Origin of the sequence: Dietzia sp. 111N12-1, from assembly GCF_001658045.1 — a bacterium.
Classification (GTDB): domain Bacteria; phylum Actinomycetota; class Actinomycetes; order Mycobacteriales; family Mycobacteriaceae; genus Dietzia; species Dietzia kunjamensis.
The window spans coordinates 42,999-64,804 of the sequence record NZ_LSSV01000027.1 but is presented as its reverse complement, the minus strand read 5'-3'; the positions used below and the strand labels follow the sequence as shown (position 1 = coordinate 64,804).

The window sequence follows — 21,806 nt, the reverse complement described above, 5'->3', positions numbered from 1 at the left end:
TCTCGGCGGGATGACGATCTCGCCGAGCCGTCCGGCCGGACCGCCGCCGAGGAGCCGACGGACTGGTTAGGGTCGGGCGTGTGACCACCTCACAGACCGGACGTGCAGCCTCCCCGGGCGGGCAGGACGACGCCTTCTCGCTGTCCTACGACGGGTTCGACCCCGGTGAGGAGGGCCTGCGCGAGACCCTCACCTCGACCGGCAACGGGTACATGTCCACCCGCGGCGCCGCCGAATGGGAGGAGAACGACGGGGTCCACTACCCGGGCACCTACGTGCACGGCCTCTACAACCGCGCGACCACCATGCTCGGCGGCGTGCCGGTGCACAACGAGGACCTGGTTAACCTCCCCAACTGGCTGCCGCTCAAGCTGCGCATCGGCGGCGCCGAGGTACTACGGCTCTCGGAGGTGCAGATCCTCGAGTACCGCCACCGGGTGGACCTGCGCTCGGCGCTGATGACCCGCCAGATCCGCTTCCGTGACCGGGAGGGACGGGAAACCGAGCTGGTGAGCCGACGGTTCGCGTCGATGGCCAGCATGCACCACGCCTACCTCGAGTGGACGATCACGCCGCTGAACTGGTCCGGCCAGGCGGAGATCGTGAGCGCGCTCGACGGGCGCGTCACCAACGACGGAGTGCCCCGCTACCGGCAACTCGAGAGCGATCACCTCCGGCCAGGCAGCACGGTGTTCCCGCAGCCCGAGGTGATGGCGCTCAAGGTGCGCACCCGGCAGTCCGAGGTGAACGTCGGCGTCGCGGCACGCACCCTCGTCTCGACCGGCGGCCGGGAACGCGAGGTGCCCCGCTCCGACTTCCGGACGGCGGACTACATCCAGCAGACCCTCCACGTGGAACTGGAGCGCGACGTCCCCACGACGATCGAGAAATCGGTCGCCCTGTTCACCTCCCGTGACCCGGCCACGGGGGACACGCTCCTGCGCGCGTCACGGTCGGCGTCGCGCTCGCGACCGTTCGACGCGGCGTACGCGCACCACCGCGAGTCGTGGGAGCGGCTGTGGCAGGCGTGTGACCTGCACGTGTTCGGCGACGACGAGGCCCAGCACCTGCTGCGGGTGCACATCAGCCACATCCTGCAGACGTGCTCGCACAACACCTCCGACCTCGACGCCGGCGTGCCCGCCCGCGGGATCAACGGCGAGGCCTACCGGGGCCACGTGTTCTGGGACGAACTGTTCGTCTTCCCGTTCCTGACCTTCCGGCTCCCGGCCGTGACCCGCAGCCTGCTCATGTACCGCTACCGGAGGCAGTCCGAGGCGCGGGTGGCGGCGGCGTCGGCCGGGTACGAGGGGTTCATGTTCCCGTGGCAGAGCGGATCGCTGGGCACGGAGCAGACCCAGGAACTCCACCTCAACCCGATGTCGGGGCGGTGGGACATCGACCTGTCGCACAACCAGCGCCACGTCAGCGCGGCGATCTTCTACAACGTGTGGCAGTACGTCACCCTCACCGAGGACACGATGTTCCTCGAGTTCCGGGGCGCGGAGATGATGCTCGGCATCGCGCGGTTCTGGTCATCCATCGCGCACTTCAACGCGGAACGCGGGCGGTACGAGATCCACGGCGTGATGGGCCCGGACGAATACCACGAGAAGTACCCGGGCGCGTCCGAGGGCGGGCTGCGCAACAACGCCTACACCAACGTCTTCGTGGCGTGGATCTGCGACATCGCCGCCCACCTGCTCGACCTGCTGCCGGCACCCCAGGCCGGCGCCGTCCGCGCCCGGCTCGAACTGCGCGACGAGGAGATCGCCCGGTGGAAGGACATGAGTCACAAGATGTTCGTCCCGTTCCACGACGGGATCATCAGTCAGTTCGAGGGCTACGAGGAGCTTGAGGAGCTGGACTGGGAGGGATACCGCGCCACGTACGGCAACATCCAGCGGCTCGACCGGATCCTCAAGGCCGAGGGTGACACCCCGGACCGGTACAAACTGGCCAAGCAGGCCGACGCGGTGATGCTGTTCTTCCTGTTCAGCGACGACGAGCTGCGCCGGGTGTTCAAGCGGCTCGGGTACGAGTTCCCCGACGACGCCGCTCAGCGCACGATCGACTACTACGACCGCCGCACCTCCCACGGGTCGACCCTGTCCTACATCACCCACGCCGGCGTCCTCGCCCGCTTCGACCCGGACAGTTCCTGGGAGCGGTTCAAGGTCGCCCTGGGTAGCGACGTGCACGACATCCAGGGCGGGACGACCCGCGAGGGCATCCACATGGGGGTCATGTCCGGCACGGTCGACCTGGTGCAGCGCTTCTACGCCGGGATGCGGGTCGAGAGCGGGATGCTGCAGTTCGACCCGAATCTGCCCGGCGGCATCGACGGGGTCTCGTTCAACATGACCTACCTGCGATCGCCGCTCACGGTGACGGTGATGCGGGACGAGGTGGTGATCCGTCACCGCGACGGCGTGATCGACGCGACCCCGGTGTGCGTGTGCGTGCGGGGGCAGCAGCGGATGGTCGAGGTGGGCGGCGAGGAGCGGTTCAGCCTGGAGTGACGCCCGGATCGGCGCGGCGCGCCGCCGCGTGGGCGAGCCGCCGCGCGGCCCGCGCCCGGCGCCGCTCCTCGCGGCGCTGGTGGTCGTGCACCACCTCCGCCTCGTGGTCGTACGGGCTGCCGCGGAACCGACGCAGTGCGTAGACGAGCAGCGCCAGCCCGACGAGGCCCGAGAAGATGAGGGTGCCGCCGGTGCCCCAGCCGCCGATGAGCCAGAGGTCGGCCGACAGCGGCCACCAGGTCGGCACCGCCGAGCCGATCCCCCAGAAGATCCCCAGGCCGATCAGCCAGGCCACGCCGAGCAGTGACCCGGCGATCTTGGGCCACGACTGGACCCCGCGGGAGGCGCCCTCCATGGCGACGCGCTTGATCGACAGCAGTCGCCGGTCGAACCACTCGTACTGCCGTGAGAGCACCACCGTCCCGGCGAACAGCATGAGGAGCCCGGGACCCGGGAGGAACAGTGCGGCGATGCCGAGAACGATGAGCGTCCACCCGATGATCTCGAGCGCGAGGCGTCTCACCGCCACGTAGCCGAGTCTCTTCACCGGACCATGGTTACAGAGTCCGCGCCTCCGATGCAGGCGATCCCCCCGCGTCCCGGGCCCGAACAGCGGAGGCGCCCCACGGCTCAGGTCACACTGGTCCCGAGCAGCAGGCCGATCCCGTAGGTCACCGTCATGGCCGCGACGCCCCCGATCACGAGCCGGCGCACGGCCGGGCGGGGATCCGCGTCGCCGAGTCGGGCGGAGACGTACCCGGCGAGGATCAACCCCACCACCGTGAGGACGCCGATCAACGGAACCCTCAGCGTGGCCGGGGCGAGGACGGCGAGCAGGGGGATGACGGCACCGAGCGCGAAGGAGATCGCGGACGAGATCGAGGCGCTGACCGGGTTGGTCAACGACTCGGCGTCGATGCCCAGTTCCGCATCGAGGTGGGCCGCCAGGGGATCGTCGGCGTGCAGCTCCTCCGCCACCCGCCGGGCGGTCTCCTCGCTGAGCCCCTTGGCCGTGTACAGGCCCACGAGCTCGTCGAACTCCGCTTCGGGTGCCTCCTCGAGCTCGCGGGTCTCCTTCTCGATGAGCGCCTTCTCGGTGTCGCGTTGCGTGCTCACGGACACGTACTCGCCGATGGCCATCGAGCTCGCGCCCGCGACCAGCCCCGCCATGCCGGCGACGAGGATCGCCGGGCGATCCGTGGTGGCGGCGGCGACGCCCAGGACGAGGCCCGCGGTCGAGAGCAGTCCGTCATTGGCACCCAGGACCGCGGCACGCAGCCAGTTGAGTTTGCCGCCGACCGATGAGTCGTGGGGTTCCACCGTGCTGTGTGGTGCCGGACCGGGGACGCTCATGCCCCTACGGTAGGACTCCCCGGAGTCGCCGACAAGCCTCGAAAGGCTATCCTTACCAGCGTTTTTTCTACAGCGCTGGACGGGCCGCCGGCTCAGGCGGGGACCGCGGAGCGGAACTCCCGGGCGGCCCGGGCGCCGGCGTCGAGGTCGACGTCGGGCCAGCCGTCGGGGGCGTGGAGCACCGCGCCGAGCTCGACGGCGGTGAGGGCGGACCCGGCGGTGAGCAGTGCCTCCACGGCATCGGGGTCGGGGGCGTCGAGCAGGGTGTCGTCGGCCAGTTCGTCGACGATGTCGCGCAGGGCGGCCCGCGTCACCGGGAACAGTTCGGGGTCGAAGCCGTCGTCGGTGGGTTGGTCCAGTCGCCACCACCGTGACCCGTCCCACCCGTACAGGAAGCCCAGGCACGCGTCGTGGGTGCGGGCGTGTTCGACGCCGCGGCGCCACCACCCGGGGGCGTCCCCCACCAGGTCGGTGCCGGCCTCGCCGGCGGTGCCGCTGCCCTCGGTGAGCGAGAACTCGTGGTGCCAGCCGGCGAGGAGTGCGCGCCCGGGCCCCGGTCGCAGCAACGCCATCCACATCCCCTCGTCCACCGACCAGTGCAGGGCGCCGGTGGCGGGCGCGTGGTGGTCGAGGCCCACCGCCGCGCGGACGGCGGCGTCCACGGCGAGGAGGGAGGCGATGTCGTCGGGCGTCGAGTCCAGGTCCACGGGGAGCACGGCCATGTGGTCCACGCTAGACCTGATCGACGACGACGAGGTGGCGATACCGGTGAACGTCCGGCTGCCCGCGGGTGACGCAGGGGTGCGCGGGCGGACGCCGGGCATCACCGATCCCGCTGCGGCGGGGGCGTGCCGACTCGTACGGTGAGCGCATGCGCAGCGAGGCGACACACGGTCACGCGGGCCCCGGCCCGGCACACGGTCACGCGGGCCCCGGCCCGGCACACGGTCACGCGGGCCCCGGCCCGGCACACGGTCACGCGGGCCCCGGCCCGACCATGCAGGCTGGGGCCGGGCGGGACGGGCTCCCACCCGGCCCCCGGCTCCCGCGGATCCTGCAGGCGGTGCTGGCCCTGTCGGCTCCCGCCGTCGTCTTCCCGGCGGCGGCCCGGCGCTACGGGGTGCCGTTCACGCTCGATCTCATGCCCGCCGGGCGCAAGGTCGTCGCGGTGTCCGAGCCCGCGCAGATCAAGGACGTGTTCGCCGGCTCGCCGTCGGTCTTCCACGCCGGCAAGGGCAACGACCTGCTCCGCCCCCTCCTCGGCGAGCACTCGCTGCTCCTCCAGGACGGTGACGAGCACGCGCGCGCCCGGCGGCTGCTGGCGCCGGCGTTCGGGCGGCGCGAGATCGACGGCTACCGCACGCTCGTCGAGGAGGTCACCCGCGAACAGCTGGACCACTGGCCGCGGTCGGGTCGCGTCCGCGCCCACGTGCTGCTCAACCAGCTGACGCTCGAGGTGATCCTGCGGGTGGTCTTCGGGGTGACGGACTCGGCGCGCCTGGACCGGATGCGGCCGATCGTCGCCCGGGCGGTCGATGCCGGCCCGGTGGTGATGATCGGCCTGGGGATCCCCGCGCTGCGCCGGCGGTGGCCGTGGAGCCGGGAGGTGCGCGACCTGGAGACCATCCACGAGTTCCTCGGCGAGGAGATCTCCGCGGCCCGCCTCGACCCGGGATTGTCCGAGCGGCGGGACCTCCTGGCGCTGCTCGTCCGCGCCTCGGCGGCCGACGCGCAGGGACTGTCCGACCAGGAGCTGCGCGACCAGCTCATGACCCTCGTGGCGGCCGGGCACGAGACCACGGCCACCGCGATGGCGTGGTCGATGCTGGAACTGGCCCGCCACCCGCGCATCCAGGACAGGTGTGTGGCCGAGATCGCCGAGGGCGGGTCGGAGTACCTCGACGCCGTACTCAAGGAGGTCCTGCGGCTGCATCCGGTGGTGCCGATGGTGATGCGGGAGCTGCAGGAGCCGGCCACCGTCGGCGGGCGGACCTACCCGCGGGGAGTGACGATCTCGCCGTCGATCGTCCTGGCCCACCGCTCCGCGGCCACCTACGCCGGACCCCGTGACTTCGACCCGGGGAGGTTCCTCGGCGAGGTGCCCACGCCCACCGAGTGGCTGCCGTTCGGCGGCGGCGCGCGCCGCTGCATCGGGGCATCGTTCGCGATGATGGAGGGCCAGGTCATCCTGCGGCAGTTGCTGGAGCGGTACCGCCTGGAGTCGGTGGGCAGCGGTCGCGAGTGGCCGCGGTCCCGCAACGTCACCCTGTACCCGTGGCGCCGTGCGCGGGTGGACCTGCGGCGACGCTGAGCCCGGCCTGCGGGCCTGCGGGCCGGCGGCGCCTGCAGCCGTCCCGGGCCCTCAGTTCCTCCTCAGGGCCGTCCGGGGGCCGGATCCGCCTGTGTGACGGGTGGTGGGCAGGAGGTTAACGGGACTCAGATGTGCGTTTTGGTGGAGATTTTCCTACCGTGGAGGCTGTGAACGCTTCTGAGACGTCCTCGCCGCAGCCCGAAGCGCACCGCGCCTCGGTCACCCGTATGTACACGTGGATATCCGAGAACGGCAGACTGATCGAGCAGGTCAGGGTCGACCCCAAGGGTGATTCCAGCCGCGCCCGCGGTCGGATCGTCGCCGCCGCCGGCCCGGACAACCCCGCCTTCACCGTGGAGTACGAGGCTCGACTCGGCGCCGACACGACCCTGCGCCGGGTGTGGCTGACCCTCACCACGGAGGAGTACGAGCGCACGATCGACCTGGTCTGCGACGACGAGGGGGCCTGGCTGCTCGAGGATTCCTCCGGCACCCGCTCCCGCGTGGGCGGCGACGGCGTGGTGGACGTGGACATCACCTACAGTGTGTTCTTCGCCAGCGTCATGATCCGTCGCCTGGGCTTGCACGCGCAGCCGGGTTCCGAGGATGTGCGGGTGTTGTCGGTGGATTCCATGACGCTCGACGTCACCGAGGACACGGTCACGCTCTCCAGCGACGACGAGCAGGTCCACGGCATCACCGCCACCGCGTCGACCAGCGCGACGGTCGACGCCGACGGCGTGATCATCGACGTGCCGGGGCTCAGCCGAAGGGCCTGAACGGCCAGCCGAAGAGCCTGAACGGCCAGCCGAAGGGCCTGAACGGCCAGCCGAAGAGCCTGAACGGCCAGCCGAAGGGCCTGAACGGCCTGCCGCCGGGCCTCTAGAGCCTGTCGGCGAGCCGGACCTCCCTGCCCGCGGCGCCCGCCTCGCGGAGCGCCTCGAGCCACCCGGCCGCCCCCGGCGTGACCTCCGCCGGTCGGCGATCCCCGCCGGTGCGATCTGCCTGCGCGTCCTCGTAGGAGCGCCGCGCGCGGTGGCCGTCGTCGACGAGCGGCCCCAGCGTTCCCCGCTCGGCCAGCGCCGCCCGCGCGGCCGCGAGGTCGGCAAGGCATTCGTCCAGCACGTCCAGCAGTGCGTCCCGGTTGGGTTCGCAGATCGCGCGCACCAGATCGGGTGCGGTCCCGGCGACGCGGGTGCCGTCGCGGAACGACCCCGCCGCCAACGAGAGCGCGAGGTCCCCGCCCCGGCCGCCCGCCAGCGCGAGCGCCTCGGCCAGCACGTGCCCCAGGTGGGAGATCCGGGCGACGGCCGCGTCGTGGTCGGCGGAGGTCGCCGCGACCACCCGTGCGCCGCTGTCCAGCGCGAGCCGCGCAACTCGTCCCCAGGTGTCGGGGTCGGCGTCGTCGTCGGCCGCGATGAGCCACGTGGCACCGCGGAACAGGTCGGGGTCGCCTGCGTCCCAGCCGGAGTGGGCGGTGCCGGCCATGGGGTGCCCGCCGACGAACCGCGCCCCCAGTCCGTGCCGTCGTACCGCCTCCAGGACGGGGCCCTTGACGCTGATCACGTCGGTGAGGGCGACCGTGGGTGCGTGCTCGGCCACCGCGCCCAGGACCGACTCGAGGGCGGGGAGGGGGACGCCGACGACGACGAGGGCATCCGACTCCGCAGCCCGGCGGAGCGTGGTGGGCAAATCCGTGGTGACGTCGAAACCGGCGGCGGTGGCGGCCTCGGCGCCGGCGGGGGAGCGGTTCCAGCCGAAGGTCCGATCGGGGCCGAGGGCCCGCAGGAGTGAGCCGCCGATCAGGCCGACCCCGAGCACGCACACGTCCGCCGTCACCGTCACCTGACAAGGTTCTCACAGCAGACTACGGTTGAGCTCATGCCCAGCAGCTCCGACCGAACCTCCCGCGACTCCGACGACGACTCGGTCACCGGCATCGCACTCGGGGTGGTCCAGGACGGCGGTTCCTGGCAGGTCACCCGTCTGGACGACGCCGCCCTCACCAGTCTCGACGACGCTGCCCGGCAGGTCCGGTCGCTGCGCGCGGAGGGGCCGTCGTTCGGGTTGGTCGACGTGGACCACGAGTTCTTCGTGATCCTGCGCCCGGGCCCGTCCGGGATGCGGCTCATGCTCTCGGACGCGACCGCGTCGCTGGACTACGACCTCGCCGCGGATGTGCTCGACGAGCTCAACGTGGACGTGCCCGACATGACCGACGAGGAGCTCGAGCAGACCGACCCGTGGGGCGAGGGCGACATGGCGATCCTCGACGACATGGGCCTGCCCGCCGGGGTGTTGGAGATCATCGTCTCCGAGACCGACCTCTACGCCGACGAGCAGCTGCAGTCGGTGGCCGAGCGGATGGGCTTCGGCGACGAGTTCGAGCGGCACCAGCCCGACTCGTGAGCCACGGGTCGTGACGGCGCCGTGTCCGTGACCGCGGTGTGCCCGTGAACCCCGCCGGTTCGGTGCCCCCGGGGTCAGCGCACCCCGAACACCGGGGCTCCGCGCGGGTGGCCGACGAGATGCTGGTGAGGCGCGCCCTGGCCGTGGCGGGCGGTGCCCCGGCCGAGGACGTGCCCGTCGGCGCGCTGGTGCTGGGCCCCGACGGTCGGGAGTTGGCCGCCGCCACCAATCGGCGGGAGGCCGACGGTGACCCGTTCGCGCACGCCGAGGTGATCGCGCTCCGCGAGGCCGCGCGGGTCCTGGGCGACGGTTGGCGGCTGGAGGACTGCACTCTCGTGGTGACCCTGGAGCCCTGCACGATGTGCGCGGGGGCGGCGGTCGCGGCGCGGGTCGGCCGCATCGTCTTCGGAGCCTGGGAGCCGCGCACCGGGGCGTGTGGGTCGCTGTGGGACGTCGTCCGCGACCGACGTCTGGTGCACCGTCCAGAGGTGCGGGGTGGTGTGCTCGAGGACGAGTGTGCGGCCGTCCTGGAGGGTTTCTTCCGCGCTCGTCGATGACGGCGGCTGTGCCGGGGTCCGCGGCGGGGCGCCCGTCGGTGACCCGATCGTGACCCGCTCGCGGTGGAGGCCGGCTCGGCACCTCCGTACCGTGGGTCGTGAGAGGTGCCGGACCCCGGCGCCGCGATCGAGAGGAGCACCACATGGGAGTGGGAGACAAGTTCTCGAACAAGGCCGAGGAGCTGGGCGGCCGCGCCAAGGAGTCGGCCGGCGCCGCGACGGGAGACCGTGACCTGCAGGCCGAGGGCCAGGCCGACCAGGGCGAGGCCGGCATCAAGCAGGGTGCCGAGAAGCTCAAGGACAAGGCCAACGAGGCCGCGAGCAAGCTCACCGGCAACGACAAGTGAGTTGCAGCAGCTGACTCCTCGCCTCTGGCCTGGCGATTTTCGTCTGGGGCCATGCGTGAAGTAGCCTAATCGGCGGTGGCGTGTCCGAGCGGCCGAAGGTGCAGCACTCGAAATGCTGTGTTGGGTAACCCCCAACCGTGGGTTCAAATCCCACCGCCACCGCCACGGGGAGAGCCCCGGATCTCGAGAGAGGTCCGGGGCTCTCGTCATTCCGCCCCCTCGCCCGTGGCAGCCGTTCCCGCGCCTGGCCGCCCCCTCGGCAGCCGCCCCCGCGCCAGCCGCCCCTGACGATGGCGTCTCGCCTGCCCCGCGGTGGGTGCGAGACGCCATGGCGACGGGCGGCTGTGTGTGGGGCAGGTGCGAGACGCCATGGCGACGGGCGGCTGTGTGTGGGGCAGGTGCGAGACGCCATGCTGGCGGGCGGCTGTGTGTGGGGCAGGAGCGGGCGCAGTCGAGACGCGCTGTCAGACGTGGTCGGAGGACTCCTCGGCGAAGTCCGGCAGCGTCACGACCGAGCTCAGGGTCGACAGTGCCGCATCGATCACCGTGTCCTGCGGCAGCCCCGACTCCTCACCCAGCAACGCCAACTCCTCGGTGCCGGCCAACCACGCCCGCGTGAGAGCGAGCGCCAGGGGGTCCGGGTCGTGTACCCCGAGGCTGTCGAGGATCCGCAGGCTGATCGTGCGGTGCATGCCGTCGACGACCTTCTCCAACGCCGGATCCACAGCCCTGCCGGACCGCAGGACCGCCACGTAGTTGTCCCGCCGCCGCTGGATGTAGCGCACCAACGCCGTGATGATCGCGCGCGTGCTGTCCTCGGCGTGCGCGCCCACCGGGATCTCGGTCAGCGACAGCACGTGGTCGGCCGCTGCACGCACGACCGCCGTGAGGTAATCCAGCTTGGTGGGGAAGTAATGGAAGAGCAGGCTGCGGGACACCCCGGCCCGCTCGGCGACGTCGTCCAGCGACAGGGCATGGAAAGGCACGGTCTCCAGCAAACGGATCCCCAACACGATCAGCTGGGAACGGCGCTCGTGCTTGGAGAGCCTACGGCCACCTGATGTGGTCATCGCCCCACCTCGTCGTCGTACTCTCGGGCGCGCACGTCGCGCCCTCCGACGCCGACGACTACGCCCCCCATGCCGACGTACCTCTCCATCTTAGGGTCACGTCCGCAATCCGCGACCGCCATGCCACGATGGAGTGATGCCGGACAACGCCACGCCCACCACCCGCGCGACCACCTTCGACGTGGGCGAGCGGATGGTCCTCGACGGGACGGCAGGCGGGCGGACGGGTGTCATCCACACTCCGCACGGTGACATCGCCACCCCGGCGTTCATCCCCGTCGGCACCAAGGCCACCGTCAAGACGCTGACCCCCGAGCAGGTCCGCTCCACCGGCGCCCAGGCCGTCCTGGCGAACGCCTACCACCTGTACCTGCAGCCCGGGCACGAGGTCGTCGACGCCGCCGGCGGGCTGGGGGAGTTCATGCGCTGGTCCGGGCCCACCTACACCGACTCCGGCGGCTTCCAGGTGATGAGCCTCGGGGTGGGGTTCAAGAAGGTCATCGAGATGTCGGCCGGCGCCACACCGGACGACGCGGCCACCAACAAGGGGCAGGGCCGGCTCGCGAAGGTCGACGAGGACGGCGTCACCTTCACCTCGCACCTCGACGGCTCCCGGCACCGCTTCTCGCCCGAGGTGTCCATGAGCATCCAGCACTCGCTGGGCGCCGATATCCTGTTCGCGTTCGACGAGCTCACCACGCTGATGAACACGCGGAAGTACCAGGAGAGTTCGGTGGAGCGGACCCGACGGTGGGCGCAACGCTGCCTCGACGAGCACGAGCGGCTGTCGCTGGAGCGGGGGCACCGGCCGGGGCAGTCACTGTGGGGCGTGATCCAGGGTGCACAGTTCGAGGATTTGCGGCGGCAGGCCGTGCGCGGGCTCGTGGAGATGAGCGAGCGCGCCGAGGCCGAGGGGCGGCGCGGGTTCGGCGGCTACGGGATCGGCGGCGCGCTGGAGAAGGAGAACCTCGGAACGATCGTCGGCTGGTGCACCGAGGAACTGCCCGACGACCGTCCGCGACACCTGTTGGGCATCAGCGAGCCCGACGACATCTTCACCGCCGTGGAGAACGGCGCCGACACCTTCGACTGCGTGGCGCCCACCAGGCTGGCCCGCCACGGCGGGATCTACACCCTGGACGGGCGGGTCAACATCACCCGCGCCCAGTTCCGCCACGACCACACCCCGCTCGACCCCGAGGGCCCGTCCGAGGTGTCGCGCGAGTACAGCCGCGCCTACCTGCATCACCTGTTCAAGGCCAAGGAGTTCCTTGGCTCCACCCTGCTCACCCTGCACAACCTGGCCTTTGTGGTGCGGCTGGTCGACGAGGTGCGCGCGGCGATGGCGGCCGGACCCGACGAGTACGTGGCCTACAAGGAGCAGTTCCTGGGGCGGTACTACTCGGGACGCTGATCCCTGGCCGCCCTGGCCGCGCGGCCAGGGCGCCCGGCCGCCCGTATCCGTCGGCGGGATCAGCTAGTTGATCTCGTAGGTCACGGAGACGGACACAGTGAGGTCCTGGCTACCGGCCTCGATCGGCGTCGAAGCTGCGCCGTCTGCCAACGACCTCGAGACCGGAAACGGAGTCGCTTCGGTCTCCGGTACCTCGGTGATCGACTGCACCGCCCCCAACTCCGCCCCGGCCGCCTCGGCGATCTGTTGGGCCTGTTCTTCAGCTCGAGTGACCGCCTGCGCCCGGGCCTGGGCCCCGAGGTCGCTGTCGTCGTCAATGGAGAACGTCAACTGCTGAACCCGGATCGCGTCGCCGGCGGCGCCCGCCGCTGCATCGATGAGATCGCCACTCCTGTCGACGTCGCGCAAGGTCGCCGTCACCTGGTTCGTGACGATGTATCCGTCGATGCTGCCGCTGGGCAGGAAATTGGGCTGCACCGACAGGTTCTTGGTGGCGATGTCCTCCTCTTCGACGCCCTGGGCCTTGATGGTCTCGATAAGGGATCGGGCGCGTTCCGCGTTGTCGGTCAGCGCTGTGCTGGCGTCAGATGCCCGGGTCTCGACGCCGAGCACGATGGTGACGGTATCGGGAGAACCGGTGACGATGCCGGTTCCCTGCGTGCTGATGACCGGCGGATCCTCACTCTGACCCGAGCAACCCGCCAGGAGCAGTGCGGCGGTGAGGAGTGCGAGTGCGGCGGGTACGCGGGGTGAGGCCATACGTCACTATGACGCAGGAACCGACATAGGCGGGCCTACACGTCGGTCTTGGTCGACCAGCTGATGAGCTCCGCACGACCGAGGCGACTCGTAGGTGTCGGTGCTGCGTGCGACGCTGCGCGCATGACGAACCAGACCAGAAACGATCACCCCCACGACGACCTCGAGAGGCGCTCGCCGTTGGGCGTCCTCCTGCACAGTCCGGTACGCGATAGCTCAGAAAAGAGTGAGACGTGGCAGACCGCCGCGTTCAACCTCGCGGAGAAGGCGCTACGAAAGGCGCTGGCCGGGGATGACGCCGCGGTTCGGCGACTGATCAGCAGAATGGCGGATCTGGAGTTCGACGAGCTCATGGTTAGGTGGCCACAGCTGGTGGCCGCCGACCAGATTCTCTCCGGGGTGCTCGAGCAAGGTGTAGAAGAGTTCGAGGAGGAGAAGGATCTGTACGAGGCGGCGTACTTCGACGAAGACGACGAACTGATCGCCGAACTAGAGGAGGAGGAGCCCCGGGTCTCGGTGGCGACTGGGATCTACAGAGCCGCGTACGGGGCGGACCCAGTGGCATTCGCGACGCTCCGGGCATCGATCCTCGACGTGCTCTCCGACCCGTGGAGACAGCGACGCGGCGGGGTCCACAACGACGGGTTACAACGGGTGGCTGACAGGTTGCCGGAGGGGGCCAGAGCTCGGGACCTGCCCCGAGAACGCATCGAGAACGAACTCGCGGGCGTGATCCGGGCTCACCTGGTCCTGGCAGCACGCATGGTCGAGGAGTTTCGCGCGCCGTTGAACTCGACCTATGACTCGAAGTAGAGCGGGTAGTGCAGCGAGCAGCCCGGGTTGAACGCCGTGCCGCAGGCCGGGCAGGCGTCGGTGGCCTGGTACTCGGCGATGGTCAGCGTGCTCCAACATGCGCCGCAGAGCAGGGCATCGGTGTCGAACTCGTCCCGCGGCCACACCGACAGCGCATGGTCGGTGGCGTCGGCGTGGCAGCGGAAGCAGGGATAGAACTCGCCGCAGCAGTGGAATCGGATCGCGACGATGTCGAGCGGGCCGCGGTAGTGGATGCACCTGGTCTGGTCGTCGACCGTCGCGCCGAGCACCGTCACCGCGGCTGGTCGGGCGGCGTCGCGCCCGTCGTCTGCGTCCCGGTCAGCGGAGGTCATACCGCCGAGTGTGACAGGGCGGAACCCGACAGTGCAGCCTGATAGCTGGGCTCGCGCTTCTTGATCCACGCGATCACCACGTAGGTCACCGGCAGCAGGACCGCCTCGACGAGGGTCTTCCAGACGAAGCCGATGACGACGTAGTTCCAGTAGTCGCCCGAGCCGAGTACCATGCCCAGCGCCGGAGCCGCGATCGTGCAGAACACCAGCGTGTCGGCGAGCTGGCCGACCACGGTCGACCCCAGGAGCCGCGCCCACAGGCTCCGCTCACCGGTGCGGCGCTTCATCCACACCAGGACGTAGGAGTTGAGCAGCTCGCCGACGACGTACCCGGCCAGGCCGGCGAGGAAGAACTGCGGGATGACCCCCGCGACGGCCTCGAACGCGTCCTGGTTCTCGTAGAAGTCGGCCGGCGGCAACTGCACGGTCAGGCTGAAGCTCAACGCGGCCAACGCCAGCACGGCGAAACCGGAGAGGACGACGCGGCGCATCGCCTTGAAGCCGTACACCTCACTGATCACGTCGCCGAGCACGTAGGCCAGCGGGAAGAGCAGGAAGGCACCGTCGGTGACGAGCCCGTCCATCGAGAGGAACCCGAATTCGAAGCTCAGGTCGGGGAAGAGGAGGACGCCCTTGGTCCCGGTGACGTTGCTGATGAGCATCACGCCGACGAACAGGGCGATGAGATAGCCGTAGTACGGGCTGGCGACCGTGGCGAACACGGCGCGGCCGGGGAGACCGGCGGAGGCGGCGGACGCGGTGGAAGGGGTCGCGGTGGAAGGGGTACTGGGCGCCGGCTCGGGAGTGTTCCCGTCCGGCCGCCCAGTCCCCAGCTGGTCGGAATTCTGCGAGGAAGTGGTCACGAACGACGATTATCCGCGCCCGCCCGCAGCGATGCCGAATCCCTACCCGCCGAATAGGCCGCGTCGCGCCGCATCCCCGTTGATCGACAAGTCGCTTCCGCACGCGTTGTGCGAGTGGGTCCGGGCGGAACGCTCTTTTCGATGGGGCGGTCGGGCCGGGCTGGGCGCGCGTCGGCCGATCAGGCCACCACCCAGGGGCCGGACCGCAAGGACTCGGTGGTGACCACCCCATGCAGCGCCTCGATCGAGTCCGCGCCTTCCGGCCCACCGAGTGAGGCCACGATCCGGGCGACCGCGGCCCTCGTCGTCGTCCCCTCCTGCGCCAGATCGGCGAGGGTCACCGCGCCGTCCCGCTTGGCCAGACGCTCACCGGCGGCGTTGACCGCGAGCGGCACGTGCACATACTCCGGGTGCGGCAGGCCCAGCAGGTCGGCCAGGTGGGCCTGGCGGGGAGTGGAGGAGAGCAGGTCCTCGCCGCGCACGACCTGGTCGACGCCCTGCTCGGCATCATCGACGACGACGGCGAGGTTGTACGCCCACACGCCGTCACCGCGGCGCAGGACCACGTCGTCGACGACGCCCGTGTACGGCCCGTGGACCCGGTCGGTGATCGTCAACTCCGCGACCGTCGCGCGCAGTCGCAGCGCCGGCACCCTCCCCGGGCCGAGTGCCTCCCGGCGACGCTCCCGTTCGGCCTCCGACAGGTCGCGGCACGTTCCGGGGTACGACCCGGGCGGGGAGTGCGGGGCGCGGGGGGCCTCGGCGATCTCGCGGCGCGAGCAGTAGCACTCATAGACCAGGTCCTGATCGGCCAGCTGGTTCGCCGCCGCGGCGTAGGCGTGCGCCCGCTCGGACTCCCACATGATCTCGCCGTCCCAGTCGAGGCCGATCGCCGCCAGGTCCGCCAGCTGACGCTCGGCCACCCCGGGCCGGGCGCGGGCGGCGTCGAGATCGTCGACGCGCATCCGGAACGCCCGGCCCGAATCGCGGGCCAGCACCCACGCCGCCACCGCCGTGCGCAAGTTCCCCAGGTGCAGGTCGCCCGACGGGCTGGGCGCGTACCGGCCGGCGCCGGGAGGTAGAGAGCTGGCGGGGGATTTCACTCCCACAGGGTAGGCCGCGCCACCAGGAAGGGCCGACGCGGCGGGAAGCGCCGGGCGCGGCGGAGATTTCCCGCGCCCCGGCGGGAAGCAGCGGGCGCGGCGATGAGTTCCCGCGCCCCGGCGGGAGTGCCGGGTGCGGCGGGAGGTGCCAGACTGGACGGCATGAGCGCAGACGCCGACAACGCCCGCCCCGCCGCCGACGACAACACCCGCCTGACCGAGGAGCAGATCGCCGAAGGCCTCGCCGATCTGCCCGGCTGGGCCTTCTCGGAGGGGTCGCTGACCTACACGGCCGTGTGCGAGACCCCGCAGGCCGCGATCAACCTCGTCGCCGCGATCGGGCAGGCCGCGAACTCGCAGGACCACCACCCCGACCTGCTGTGGAGCTACGACGAGGTCACCCTCGACCTCCGCAGCCACGACGTCGACGGCGTCACCCAGCGCGACCTCCGGCTTGCTCGGTCGGTGTCCGCGCTGTCCGGGGAGTTCGACGCCACCCCGCTGGGCCTGGGGGAGTAGGGGGCGCGGCGGGCTCCGAGGGCGCGGCGGGCGGCAGGCAGCGGGCGGCAGTCGTCGAGAAGAGTGTTTCGTGCACTGCTACTCGACCGATACGGGTGAAAGACTCTTGTCGACGCGGCTACTGACGGCCGGATGGCTGTTTACCCCGCGAACTCCGCCAACTCGGCCTCCTCTCCGCGAACTCCTACCCCGCGAACGCGGCCGCCGCGGTGGCCAGGTCGAGCAGTGGCTGCGGCACGATCCCCAGCAGGATCGTCACCACGACCGCGATGCCGACGACCGCGTACGTGACGGGCCTGCGCGCGAACGCCACCTCGCCGGCGCCTGCAGAGCCGTAACGCTCGTTTCCGGAGTCCACCTCGCCCGCATCGCGGAAGAACATCACCACGATCACGCGGACGTAGAACGAGGCCGCGATCGCGCTCGTGAGCACGCCGATCACCACGAGGCTCACCGCGCCGCCGGCAACGGCTGCGGAGAACACCGCGAACTTGGCGATGAACCCGCTGGTCAGCGGGATGCCCGCGAGTGCGAGCAGCAGCAGTGCGAACGCGCCCGACACCAGTGGCTGACGTCGGCCGAGCCCGGCCCAGGCCTGCAGGTCGGTGATCTCGGCGCCGTCAGGCGCGCGGACCAGCCCGGCCACCGCGAACACGCCGACGGTGCTCACCGCGTACGCCGCGAGGTAGAACAGCACGGCGGAGGTACCGGCCGCCGGAGGGCCGAGCACCCCGGTGAGCAGGAATCCGGCGTGCGCGACGGAGGAGTAGGCCAGCAGGCGTTTGACGTCGTTCTGCGTGACTCCGACGACCGTGCCGACAATCATCGTCAACGCCGCGATCACCCAGAGCACGGGCGCCCAGTCGTCCTCGAGGCGGGGGACGGCGGTGTGGAAGAACCGCAGGATCGCACCGAACGCGGCGAGTTTGGTCCCGGCGGCCATGAACGCCGTGATCGAGGTGGGCGCGCCCTGGTAGACGTCGGGGGTCCAGGTGTGGAACGGCACGGCCCCGACCTTGAACAGCAGGCCCACCGACATCATCGCCACGCCGATCAGCGCCAGCGAGCTGCCGCCCTCGGCGGCGACCACTGCTGCGATGCCGCCGAATTCGACGGTTCCGGCGTACCCGTAGATCAGCGCGGCGCCGTAGGCGAAGATCGCCGAGGAGAAGGACCCCAGCAGGAAGTACTTGACCGCGGCCTCCTGGGAGAGGAGCCGCCGCCGGCGGGCCATGCCACACATCACATACAGCGGCAGGGACAGCACCTCTAGCGCGATGAACAGGGTGATGAGGTCGTTCGCCGCGGGGAACAGCATGAGCCCGCCCGTGGCGAACAGTGCGAGCGGGAAGACCTCGGTCTGGGAGACGCCCGCGCGTTCGGCCTCGCGTTCGGCGTCGCCGCCCGGGGCCAGGGCGGCCTGCGGGGCGAAGCCCGCGAGCACCGGGCGGCGGGCAGTGGCCGCCGCGCCCACCGAACCCGACGAGGCCCCGGCCGCCGCGCCCACCCGGGAGCGTTCCCCGATGAGCACCCCCGCCCCGATCGCCACGAGGACCGTCGCCCCCTGCAGGAACAGTGCGGGCCCGTCCACGGCCACGGCGCCGCCGGCCGTCACTATCCGCGTCCCGGCGAGCAGGACCACCGTCACCAGCGCCGCGACGAGCCCGCCGAGGTACAGCACCAGCTGCGCGGCGTAGCGGTGTCGGGCGGGGGCGAACGCCTCGACGAGCACCGAGACGATCGCCGTCCCGAGCACCACGAGCAGCGGCAGGAGCGAGGAGTAGGCGATGTCCGGGGTCATCGGGTGGCACCTTCCACGTGGGTGACGGTCTCGGCGACCGCCGGGTCGATCACGTCGAGCGCCGGCTGCGGGTAGAAGCCCAGCACGATCAGCGCCACGACCAGCGGGGCCAGCACCACGCGCTCGCGGGTCGTGAGGTCGGGCGTGGACCGCAACCCCGGCGCGAGGGGCCCGCCCATCACCCGCTGGTAGGTCCACAGGATGTAGACGGCCGCCAGGACGAACGTCGCCGTCGCCAGTACGGCGGCGACGGGGTAGACCTCGAACGTGCCGACGAACACCAGGAACTCGCTGATGAACGGGGCCAGCCCGGGCAGTGACAGCGTCGCGAGCCCGGCGATGAGGAACACCCCGGCGAGCACGGGCGCGGCCTGCTGCACCCCGCCGTAGTAGCCGATCTCGCGGATCCGGTGCCGCCGGACGAGGAACCCGGCCACGAGGAACAGCGCGGCCGTGGCGATGCCGTGGTTGACCATGTACAGCGTGGACCCGGCCGCCGACTGCTCGGTCGCGGCGAACACGCCCAGGACGATGAACCCGAAGTGGGAGATCGACGCGTACGCGATGAGGCGTAGGAGGTCGGTCTGGGCGATGGCCATGATGCCGCCGTAGACGATGCTGATCACCGCCAGCGTCACCATCACGGGCGTCGCGGTCGCCGCTGCCTCGGGGAACAGCGGCAGCGAGTACCGCAGCATCGCGAAGGTGCCGACCTTGTCGACCACGGCCATCATGAGCACCGCGGAGGCGGGCGTCGCGGCGACGGCGGCCCCGGGAAGCCAGGTGTGGAACGGCCACAGCGGGGCCTTGATCGCGAACGCCAACGTGAACCCGGCGAACAGCAGGAGCATCGCGCCGGGCGGGATCTGCAGTCGCCCGTCGGCGACGGCGTCGGTGATGAGGCGGTAGTCGAAGGTGCCGCGGCCGTCGGGCCCGAGTCCGGCCCGGTTTGTGTACATGTAGAGCCCGAGCACCGCGGCCAGCATGACGAGCCCGCCGAGCAGGTTGTAGAGGAGGAACCGGACGGCCGCCCGCGCCCGGTCCGCGCCGCTGTCTCCGAACGCGCCTGTTCCGAATCCCCCGATGAGAAAGTACAGCGGGATGAGCATGGCCTCGAACGCCACGTAGAACAGCAGCACGTCGAGGCTCGTGAACGCCACCAGCGCGAGCCCCTGCGTGACGAGCATCAACGCGGGGTACGCCTGCGTGCGCCGACCGTCCGGGCTGCGGCCGTCGCGCAGGTTCTCGCCGGTGCCGCCCGCGCGTTCGCCGCCGGGCCCGTCGGTGTCACGCCATCCGGCGAGCAGGAGCAGCGGCATGAGCGCGGCGGTGAGCAGCACCAGCACGAGCGCCACGCCGTCGAGCCCGAGCGTGTACGTCGCACCGAACGCGGGGATCCACGGCCGCGACTCGACGAACTGGTGGGTCTCGCCGCCCGGCTCGAACCCGACCGCCAGCGCGACGGCCACCCCCAGGACGACCAGGGACGTGACCAGGGCGAGGGGCCTCGCCGCGCGGCGCGCGCTCGCAGGGAGGACGACGACGACGAGGGCGCCAACCAGGGGCGTGAGCCACAGCGCGGTGAGCAGTCCGGGGCCGGTCACAGCACGCCACCCCCCAACATCGCGGCGATCACCAGAACCGCGCCGATCAGCATGTACAGCGCGTAGGAGCGGGTGAGTCCGGACTGCAGGAGCCTCGTCCGGGCGGACAGTTCCCCGAGGGTGGCGCCGACGCCCGTCGCCGCCCCGGCCACGACCCGCCGGTCGATCACCTCCGTGCCCGCGACCAGGGCCTGGCCGGGTCGCATGAACACCGCCTCGTGGAGGTCGTCGGCGTACAGGTCGCGGCGCGCGGCCCGCGTGAGAGCGGAGCCGGCGGGGGCGGTGGCCGGGACCTCACTACGGGCGTAGCGGTGCACGGCGAGGGCGATGCCAACGGCCACCACGACCAGGGAGGCGGCGGTGACCAGCCACACCGGTAGGACGTGCTCCGGGTGGTGCTCGCCAACGACCGGGGCGAGCCAGTCCTGCAGCCGCCCGCCGAGCGACAACAGCAGACCCGAGAGCACCGATCCCACGGCGATCGTGATCATCGGCGCCGTCATGATCGCCGGCGACTCGTGGGGGTGGGCGTCGTCGGCCCAGCGCTGCGGCCCGAAGAAGGTCAGGATCATCACGCGGGTCATGTAGAAGGCGGTCAGGCCCGCGCCGAGCAGGGCCACCGCCCCCAGGAGGTAGCCGATCAGTGAGCCCGCGCCCGGCCCCCCACCCGCAGCTGATTCGCTGCCCACGTCGAACGCCGCGGAGATGATGCCCTCCTTGGAGTAGAACCCGGCGAACGGTGGGACGCCGATGATGGCCAGGTAGCCGAGTCCGAAGGTGGCAAAGGTGATCGGCATGACCGCGCGTAGGGCGCCGTAGCGTCGCATGTCGACCTCGTCGTTCATCCCGTGCATCACCGAACCGGCGCCGAGGAAGAGGCCGGCCTTGAAGAAGCCGTGGGTGAGCAGGTGCATGATCGCCAGTGCGTATCCGGCGGGCCCGAAGCCGGCGGCCATGACCATGTACCCGACCTGGCTCATGGTGGAGGCGGCGAGGACCTTCTTGATGTCGTCCTTGGCGCAGCCGATGACCGCACCGAACAGCAGCGTCACGGCGCCGACCGCAATCACCGCGGCGCGCGCGGTCGGGGTCGCGTCGTAGATCGGGTTGGACCGGGTGATGAGGTAGACGCCCGCGGTGACCATGGTCGCGGCGTGGATGAGGGCCGACACCGGGGTGGGGCCCTCCATCGCGTCGCCGAGCCAGGACTGCAGCGGCACCTGGGCGGACTTGGCGCACGCGCCCAGCAGCAACAGCAGCCCGAGCGCGGTGACCAGCCCCGAGCTCACCGCCCCGCCGTCGGCTACCGCCGCCTCGCTGCCCGCCGCCCCGCCACCGATCGCGGAGAACACGCCCTCGTAGGACAGCGTGCCCAGCTGGGTGACCATGACCATCAGCGCCACACCCAGACCGATGTCACCGACGCGGTTGACGACGAACGCCTTCTTCGCCGCGGTGGCGGCGGACGGCTTGTGCTGCCAGAACCCGATGAGCAGGTAGGAGACCAGGCCGACACCCTCCCAACCCAGGTAGAGGCCGAGGAAGTTGTCGGCCAGCACCAGCAGCAGCATCGCCGCGAGGAACAGGTTGAGGTAGGCGAAGAACTTGCGCCGCGCCGGGTCGGCCGCCATGTAGCCGATCGAGTACACGTGGATGAGCAGCCCGACGCCGGTGACGAGCAGGACGAACACCATGGACAGCTCGTCAAGGCGCAGGCCGAAGTCCAGCTGGAACTCGCCGACCGAGACCCACTCGAACAGGGTCTGCCCCGCGGCGCGGTCGGCGGCGTCGCGGCCGGTCATGGCCACGAGGTGCCACACCGCCACCGCGAATGAGGCCAGCGCGGTCGCGCACCCGAGCAGGTGGCCCCACCCGTCCGCGCGGCGACCGAGCAGCAGCAGGACCGCCGCACCGAACAGCGGCAGTGCGGGGATGAGCCAGAGCGCGGACCCGGCGACGGCGGGGGCGAGGGCGGCTGCGGTCGTTGTCGTCGTCGTCATCACGGTCG

General features: G+C 71.1%; 22 protein-coding genes and 1 tRNA gene. 11 read left to right on the top strand and 12 right to left on the bottom strand.

Features of this window, described 5'->3' with window-relative positions:
• The first annotated feature begins 80 nt into the window (after window positions 1–80).
• On the top strand, window positions 81–2,522 hold the full coding sequence (locus tag AYO52_RS06210; protein WP_067714699.1) for a glycoside hydrolase family 65 protein: 2,442 nt from the start codon (window positions 81–83) through the stop codon (window positions 2,520–2,522).
• Here AYO52_RS06210 and AYO52_RS06205 read toward each other — a convergent pair.
• The 3 genes from AYO52_RS06205 to AYO52_RS06195 all read right to left on the bottom strand — a co-directional run bounded on the left by AYO52_RS06205 (window position 2,509) and on the right by AYO52_RS06195 (window position 4,597).
• A complete protein-coding gene (locus tag AYO52_RS06205; protein WP_067714697.1) occupies window positions 2,509–3,069 on the bottom strand; it encodes a PGPGW domain-containing protein in 561 nt (186 codons plus the stop codon). The genes AYO52_RS06210 and AYO52_RS06205 overlap by 14 nt on opposite strands.
• 83 nt (window positions 3,070–3,152) lie before the next feature.
• A complete protein-coding gene (locus tag AYO52_RS06200) occupies window positions 3,153–3,875 on the bottom strand; it encodes a VIT family protein (protein WP_067714695.1) in 723 nt (240 codons plus the stop codon).
• Between the two features lie 92 nt (window positions 3,876–3,967).
• Window positions 3,968–4,597: a hypothetical protein gene (locus AYO52_RS06195; protein WP_067715074.1), complete on the bottom strand. Its 630-nt coding sequence runs from the start codon at window positions 4,595–4,597 to the stop codon at window positions 3,968–3,970.
• On the opposite strand from AYO52_RS06195, the gene AYO52_RS18185 reads away from it, so the two are divergent.
• The 3 genes from AYO52_RS18185 to AYO52_RS06185 all read left to right on the top strand — a co-directional run bounded on the left by AYO52_RS18185 (window position 4,596) and on the right by AYO52_RS06185 (window position 6,965).
• On the top strand, window positions 4,596–4,742 hold the full coding sequence (locus tag AYO52_RS18185) for a hypothetical protein (protein WP_156523539.1): 147 nt from the start codon (window positions 4,596–4,598) through the stop codon (window positions 4,740–4,742). The two genes, AYO52_RS06195 and AYO52_RS18185, sit on opposite strands and share 2 nt — an antisense overlap.
• A 4-nt stretch (window positions 4,743–4,746) precedes the next feature.
• Window positions 4,747–6,186, top strand: coding sequence for a cytochrome P450 (locus AYO52_RS06190; protein ID WP_082923814.1), 1,440 nt, complete (start codon window positions 4,747–4,749; stop codon window positions 6,184–6,186).
• 167 nt (window positions 6,187–6,353) lie between these two features.
• Window positions 6,354–6,965 carry a putative glycolipid-binding domain-containing protein gene (locus AYO52_RS06185; protein ID WP_253701929.1) on the top strand — a complete coding sequence of 204 codons (612 nt, stop codon included), beginning with the start codon at window positions 6,354–6,356 and terminating at the stop codon, window positions 6,963–6,965.
• Window positions 6,966–7,068: 103 nt separating this feature from the next.
• On the opposite strand, the gene AYO52_RS06180 is transcribed toward AYO52_RS06185, so the two are convergent.
• Window positions 7,069–8,031 carry a prephenate dehydrogenase gene (locus AYO52_RS06180; protein ID WP_067714686.1) on the bottom strand — a complete coding sequence of 321 codons (963 nt, stop codon included), beginning with the start codon at window positions 8,029–8,031 and terminating at the stop codon, window positions 7,069–7,071.
• Between the two features lie 36 nt (window positions 8,032–8,067).
• Between AYO52_RS06180 and AYO52_RS06175 the strand changes: the two genes are divergently transcribed.
• The 4 genes from AYO52_RS06175 (at window position 8,068) to AYO52_RS06160 (ending at window position 9,664) form a co-directional block, all read left to right on the top strand.
• A complete protein-coding gene (locus AYO52_RS06175) occupies window positions 8,068–8,595 on the top strand; it encodes a tRNA adenosine deaminase-associated protein (protein ID WP_067714683.1) in 528 nt (175 codons plus the stop codon).
• A gap of 119 nt (window positions 8,596–8,714) precedes the next feature.
• On the top strand, window positions 8,715–9,152 hold the full coding sequence (locus AYO52_RS06170; protein WP_067715071.1) for a nucleoside deaminase: 438 nt from the start codon (window positions 8,715–8,717) through the stop codon (window positions 9,150–9,152).
• A 143-nt stretch (window positions 9,153–9,295) separates the two neighbouring features.
• Complete coding sequence (locus AYO52_RS06165) at window positions 9,296–9,499, top strand: CsbD family protein (protein WP_067714680.1); 204 nt, start codon at window positions 9,296–9,298, stop codon at window positions 9,497–9,499.
• A 74-nt stretch (window positions 9,500–9,573) separates the two neighbouring features.
• Window positions 9,574–9,664: transfer RNA gene (locus AYO52_RS06160), tRNA-Ser, on the top strand.
• A gap of 299 nt (window positions 9,665–9,963) precedes the next feature.
• Here the strand turns inward: AYO52_RS06160 and AYO52_RS06155 are convergent.
• Entirely contained in the window at window positions 9,964–10,569 is a 606-nt protein-coding gene (locus tag AYO52_RS06155; RefSeq protein WP_067714678.1) for a TetR/AcrR family transcriptional regulator, read from the bottom strand.
• Window positions 10,570–10,705: 136 nt separating this feature from the next.
• Between AYO52_RS06155 and tgt the strand changes: the two genes are divergently transcribed.
• Complete coding sequence (gene tgt / locus AYO52_RS06150) at window positions 10,706–11,983, top strand: tRNA guanosine(34) transglycosylase Tgt (RefSeq protein WP_067714675.1); 1,278 nt, start codon at window positions 10,706–10,708, stop codon at window positions 11,981–11,983.
• 63 nt (window positions 11,984–12,046) lie between these two features.
• Here tgt and AYO52_RS06145 read toward each other — a convergent pair whose 3' ends face one another.
• Complete coding sequence (locus tag AYO52_RS06145) at window positions 12,047–12,742, bottom strand: SIMPL domain-containing protein (RefSeq protein ID WP_067714673.1); 696 nt, start codon at window positions 12,740–12,742, stop codon at window positions 12,047–12,049.
• 123 nt (window positions 12,743–12,865) lie between these two features.
• Between AYO52_RS06145 and AYO52_RS06140 the strand changes: the two genes are divergently transcribed.
• Window positions 12,866–13,555, top strand: a complete 690-nt coding sequence (locus tag AYO52_RS06140; protein ID WP_067714671.1) for a hypothetical protein — start codon at window positions 12,866–12,868, stop codon at window positions 13,553–13,555.
• Here the strand turns inward: AYO52_RS06140 and AYO52_RS06135 are convergent.
• The 3 genes from AYO52_RS06135 to gluQRS form a co-directional block, all read right to left on the bottom strand.
• Window positions 13,540–13,908 (bottom strand): CHY zinc finger protein, encoded by a 369-nt coding sequence (locus AYO52_RS06135; protein WP_082923813.1) that lies wholly within the window; start codon window positions 13,906–13,908, stop codon window positions 13,540–13,542. The two genes, AYO52_RS06140 and AYO52_RS06135, sit on opposite strands and share 16 nt — an antisense overlap.
• Window positions 13,905–14,630 carry a queuosine precursor transporter gene (locus AYO52_RS06130; RefSeq protein ID WP_156523544.1) on the bottom strand — a complete coding sequence of 242 codons (726 nt, stop codon included), beginning with the start codon at window positions 14,628–14,630 and terminating at the stop codon, window positions 13,905–13,907. The genes AYO52_RS06135 and AYO52_RS06130 overlap by 4 nt, the downstream gene beginning before the upstream one ends.
• 320 nt (window positions 14,631–14,950) lie before the next feature.
• The gene (gluQRS, locus tag AYO52_RS06125; protein WP_067714665.1) at window positions 14,951–15,874 is read right to left on the bottom strand and encodes a tRNA glutamyl-Q(34) synthetase GluQRS; all 924 of its coding nucleotides are present in this window, start codon (window positions 15,872–15,874) and stop codon (window positions 14,951–14,953) included.
• 162 nt (window positions 15,875–16,036) lie between these two features.
• Between gluQRS and AYO52_RS06120 the strand changes: the two genes are divergently transcribed.
• The gene (locus AYO52_RS06120) at window positions 16,037–16,393 is read left to right on the top strand and encodes a 4a-hydroxytetrahydrobiopterin dehydratase (RefSeq protein ID WP_067714662.1); all 357 of its coding nucleotides are present in this window, start codon (window positions 16,037–16,039) and stop codon (window positions 16,391–16,393) included.
• Between the two features lie 184 nt (window positions 16,394–16,577).
• Here the strand turns inward: AYO52_RS06120 and nuoN are convergent, their stop codons facing one another.
• The 3 genes from nuoN to nuoL are packed head-to-tail and all read right to left on the bottom strand — an operon-like array spanning window position 16,578 to window position 21,798.
• A complete protein-coding gene (nuoN, locus tag AYO52_RS06115; RefSeq protein WP_067714659.1) occupies window positions 16,578–18,194 on the bottom strand; it encodes an NADH-quinone oxidoreductase subunit NuoN in 1,617 nt (538 codons plus the stop codon).
• On the bottom strand, window positions 18,191–19,798 hold the full coding sequence (locus AYO52_RS06110) for an NADH-quinone oxidoreductase subunit M (RefSeq protein ID WP_067714656.1): 1,608 nt from the start codon (window positions 19,796–19,798) through the stop codon (window positions 18,191–18,193). The genes nuoN and AYO52_RS06110 overlap by 4 nt, the downstream gene beginning before the upstream one ends.
• Window positions 19,795–21,798 (bottom strand): NADH-quinone oxidoreductase subunit L, encoded by a 2,004-nt coding sequence (gene nuoL, locus AYO52_RS06105; protein ID WP_067715065.1) that lies wholly within the window; start codon window positions 21,796–21,798, stop codon window positions 19,795–19,797. The genes AYO52_RS06110 and nuoL overlap by 4 nt, the downstream gene beginning before the upstream one ends.
• Window positions 21,799–21,806: the final 8 nt, after the last annotated feature.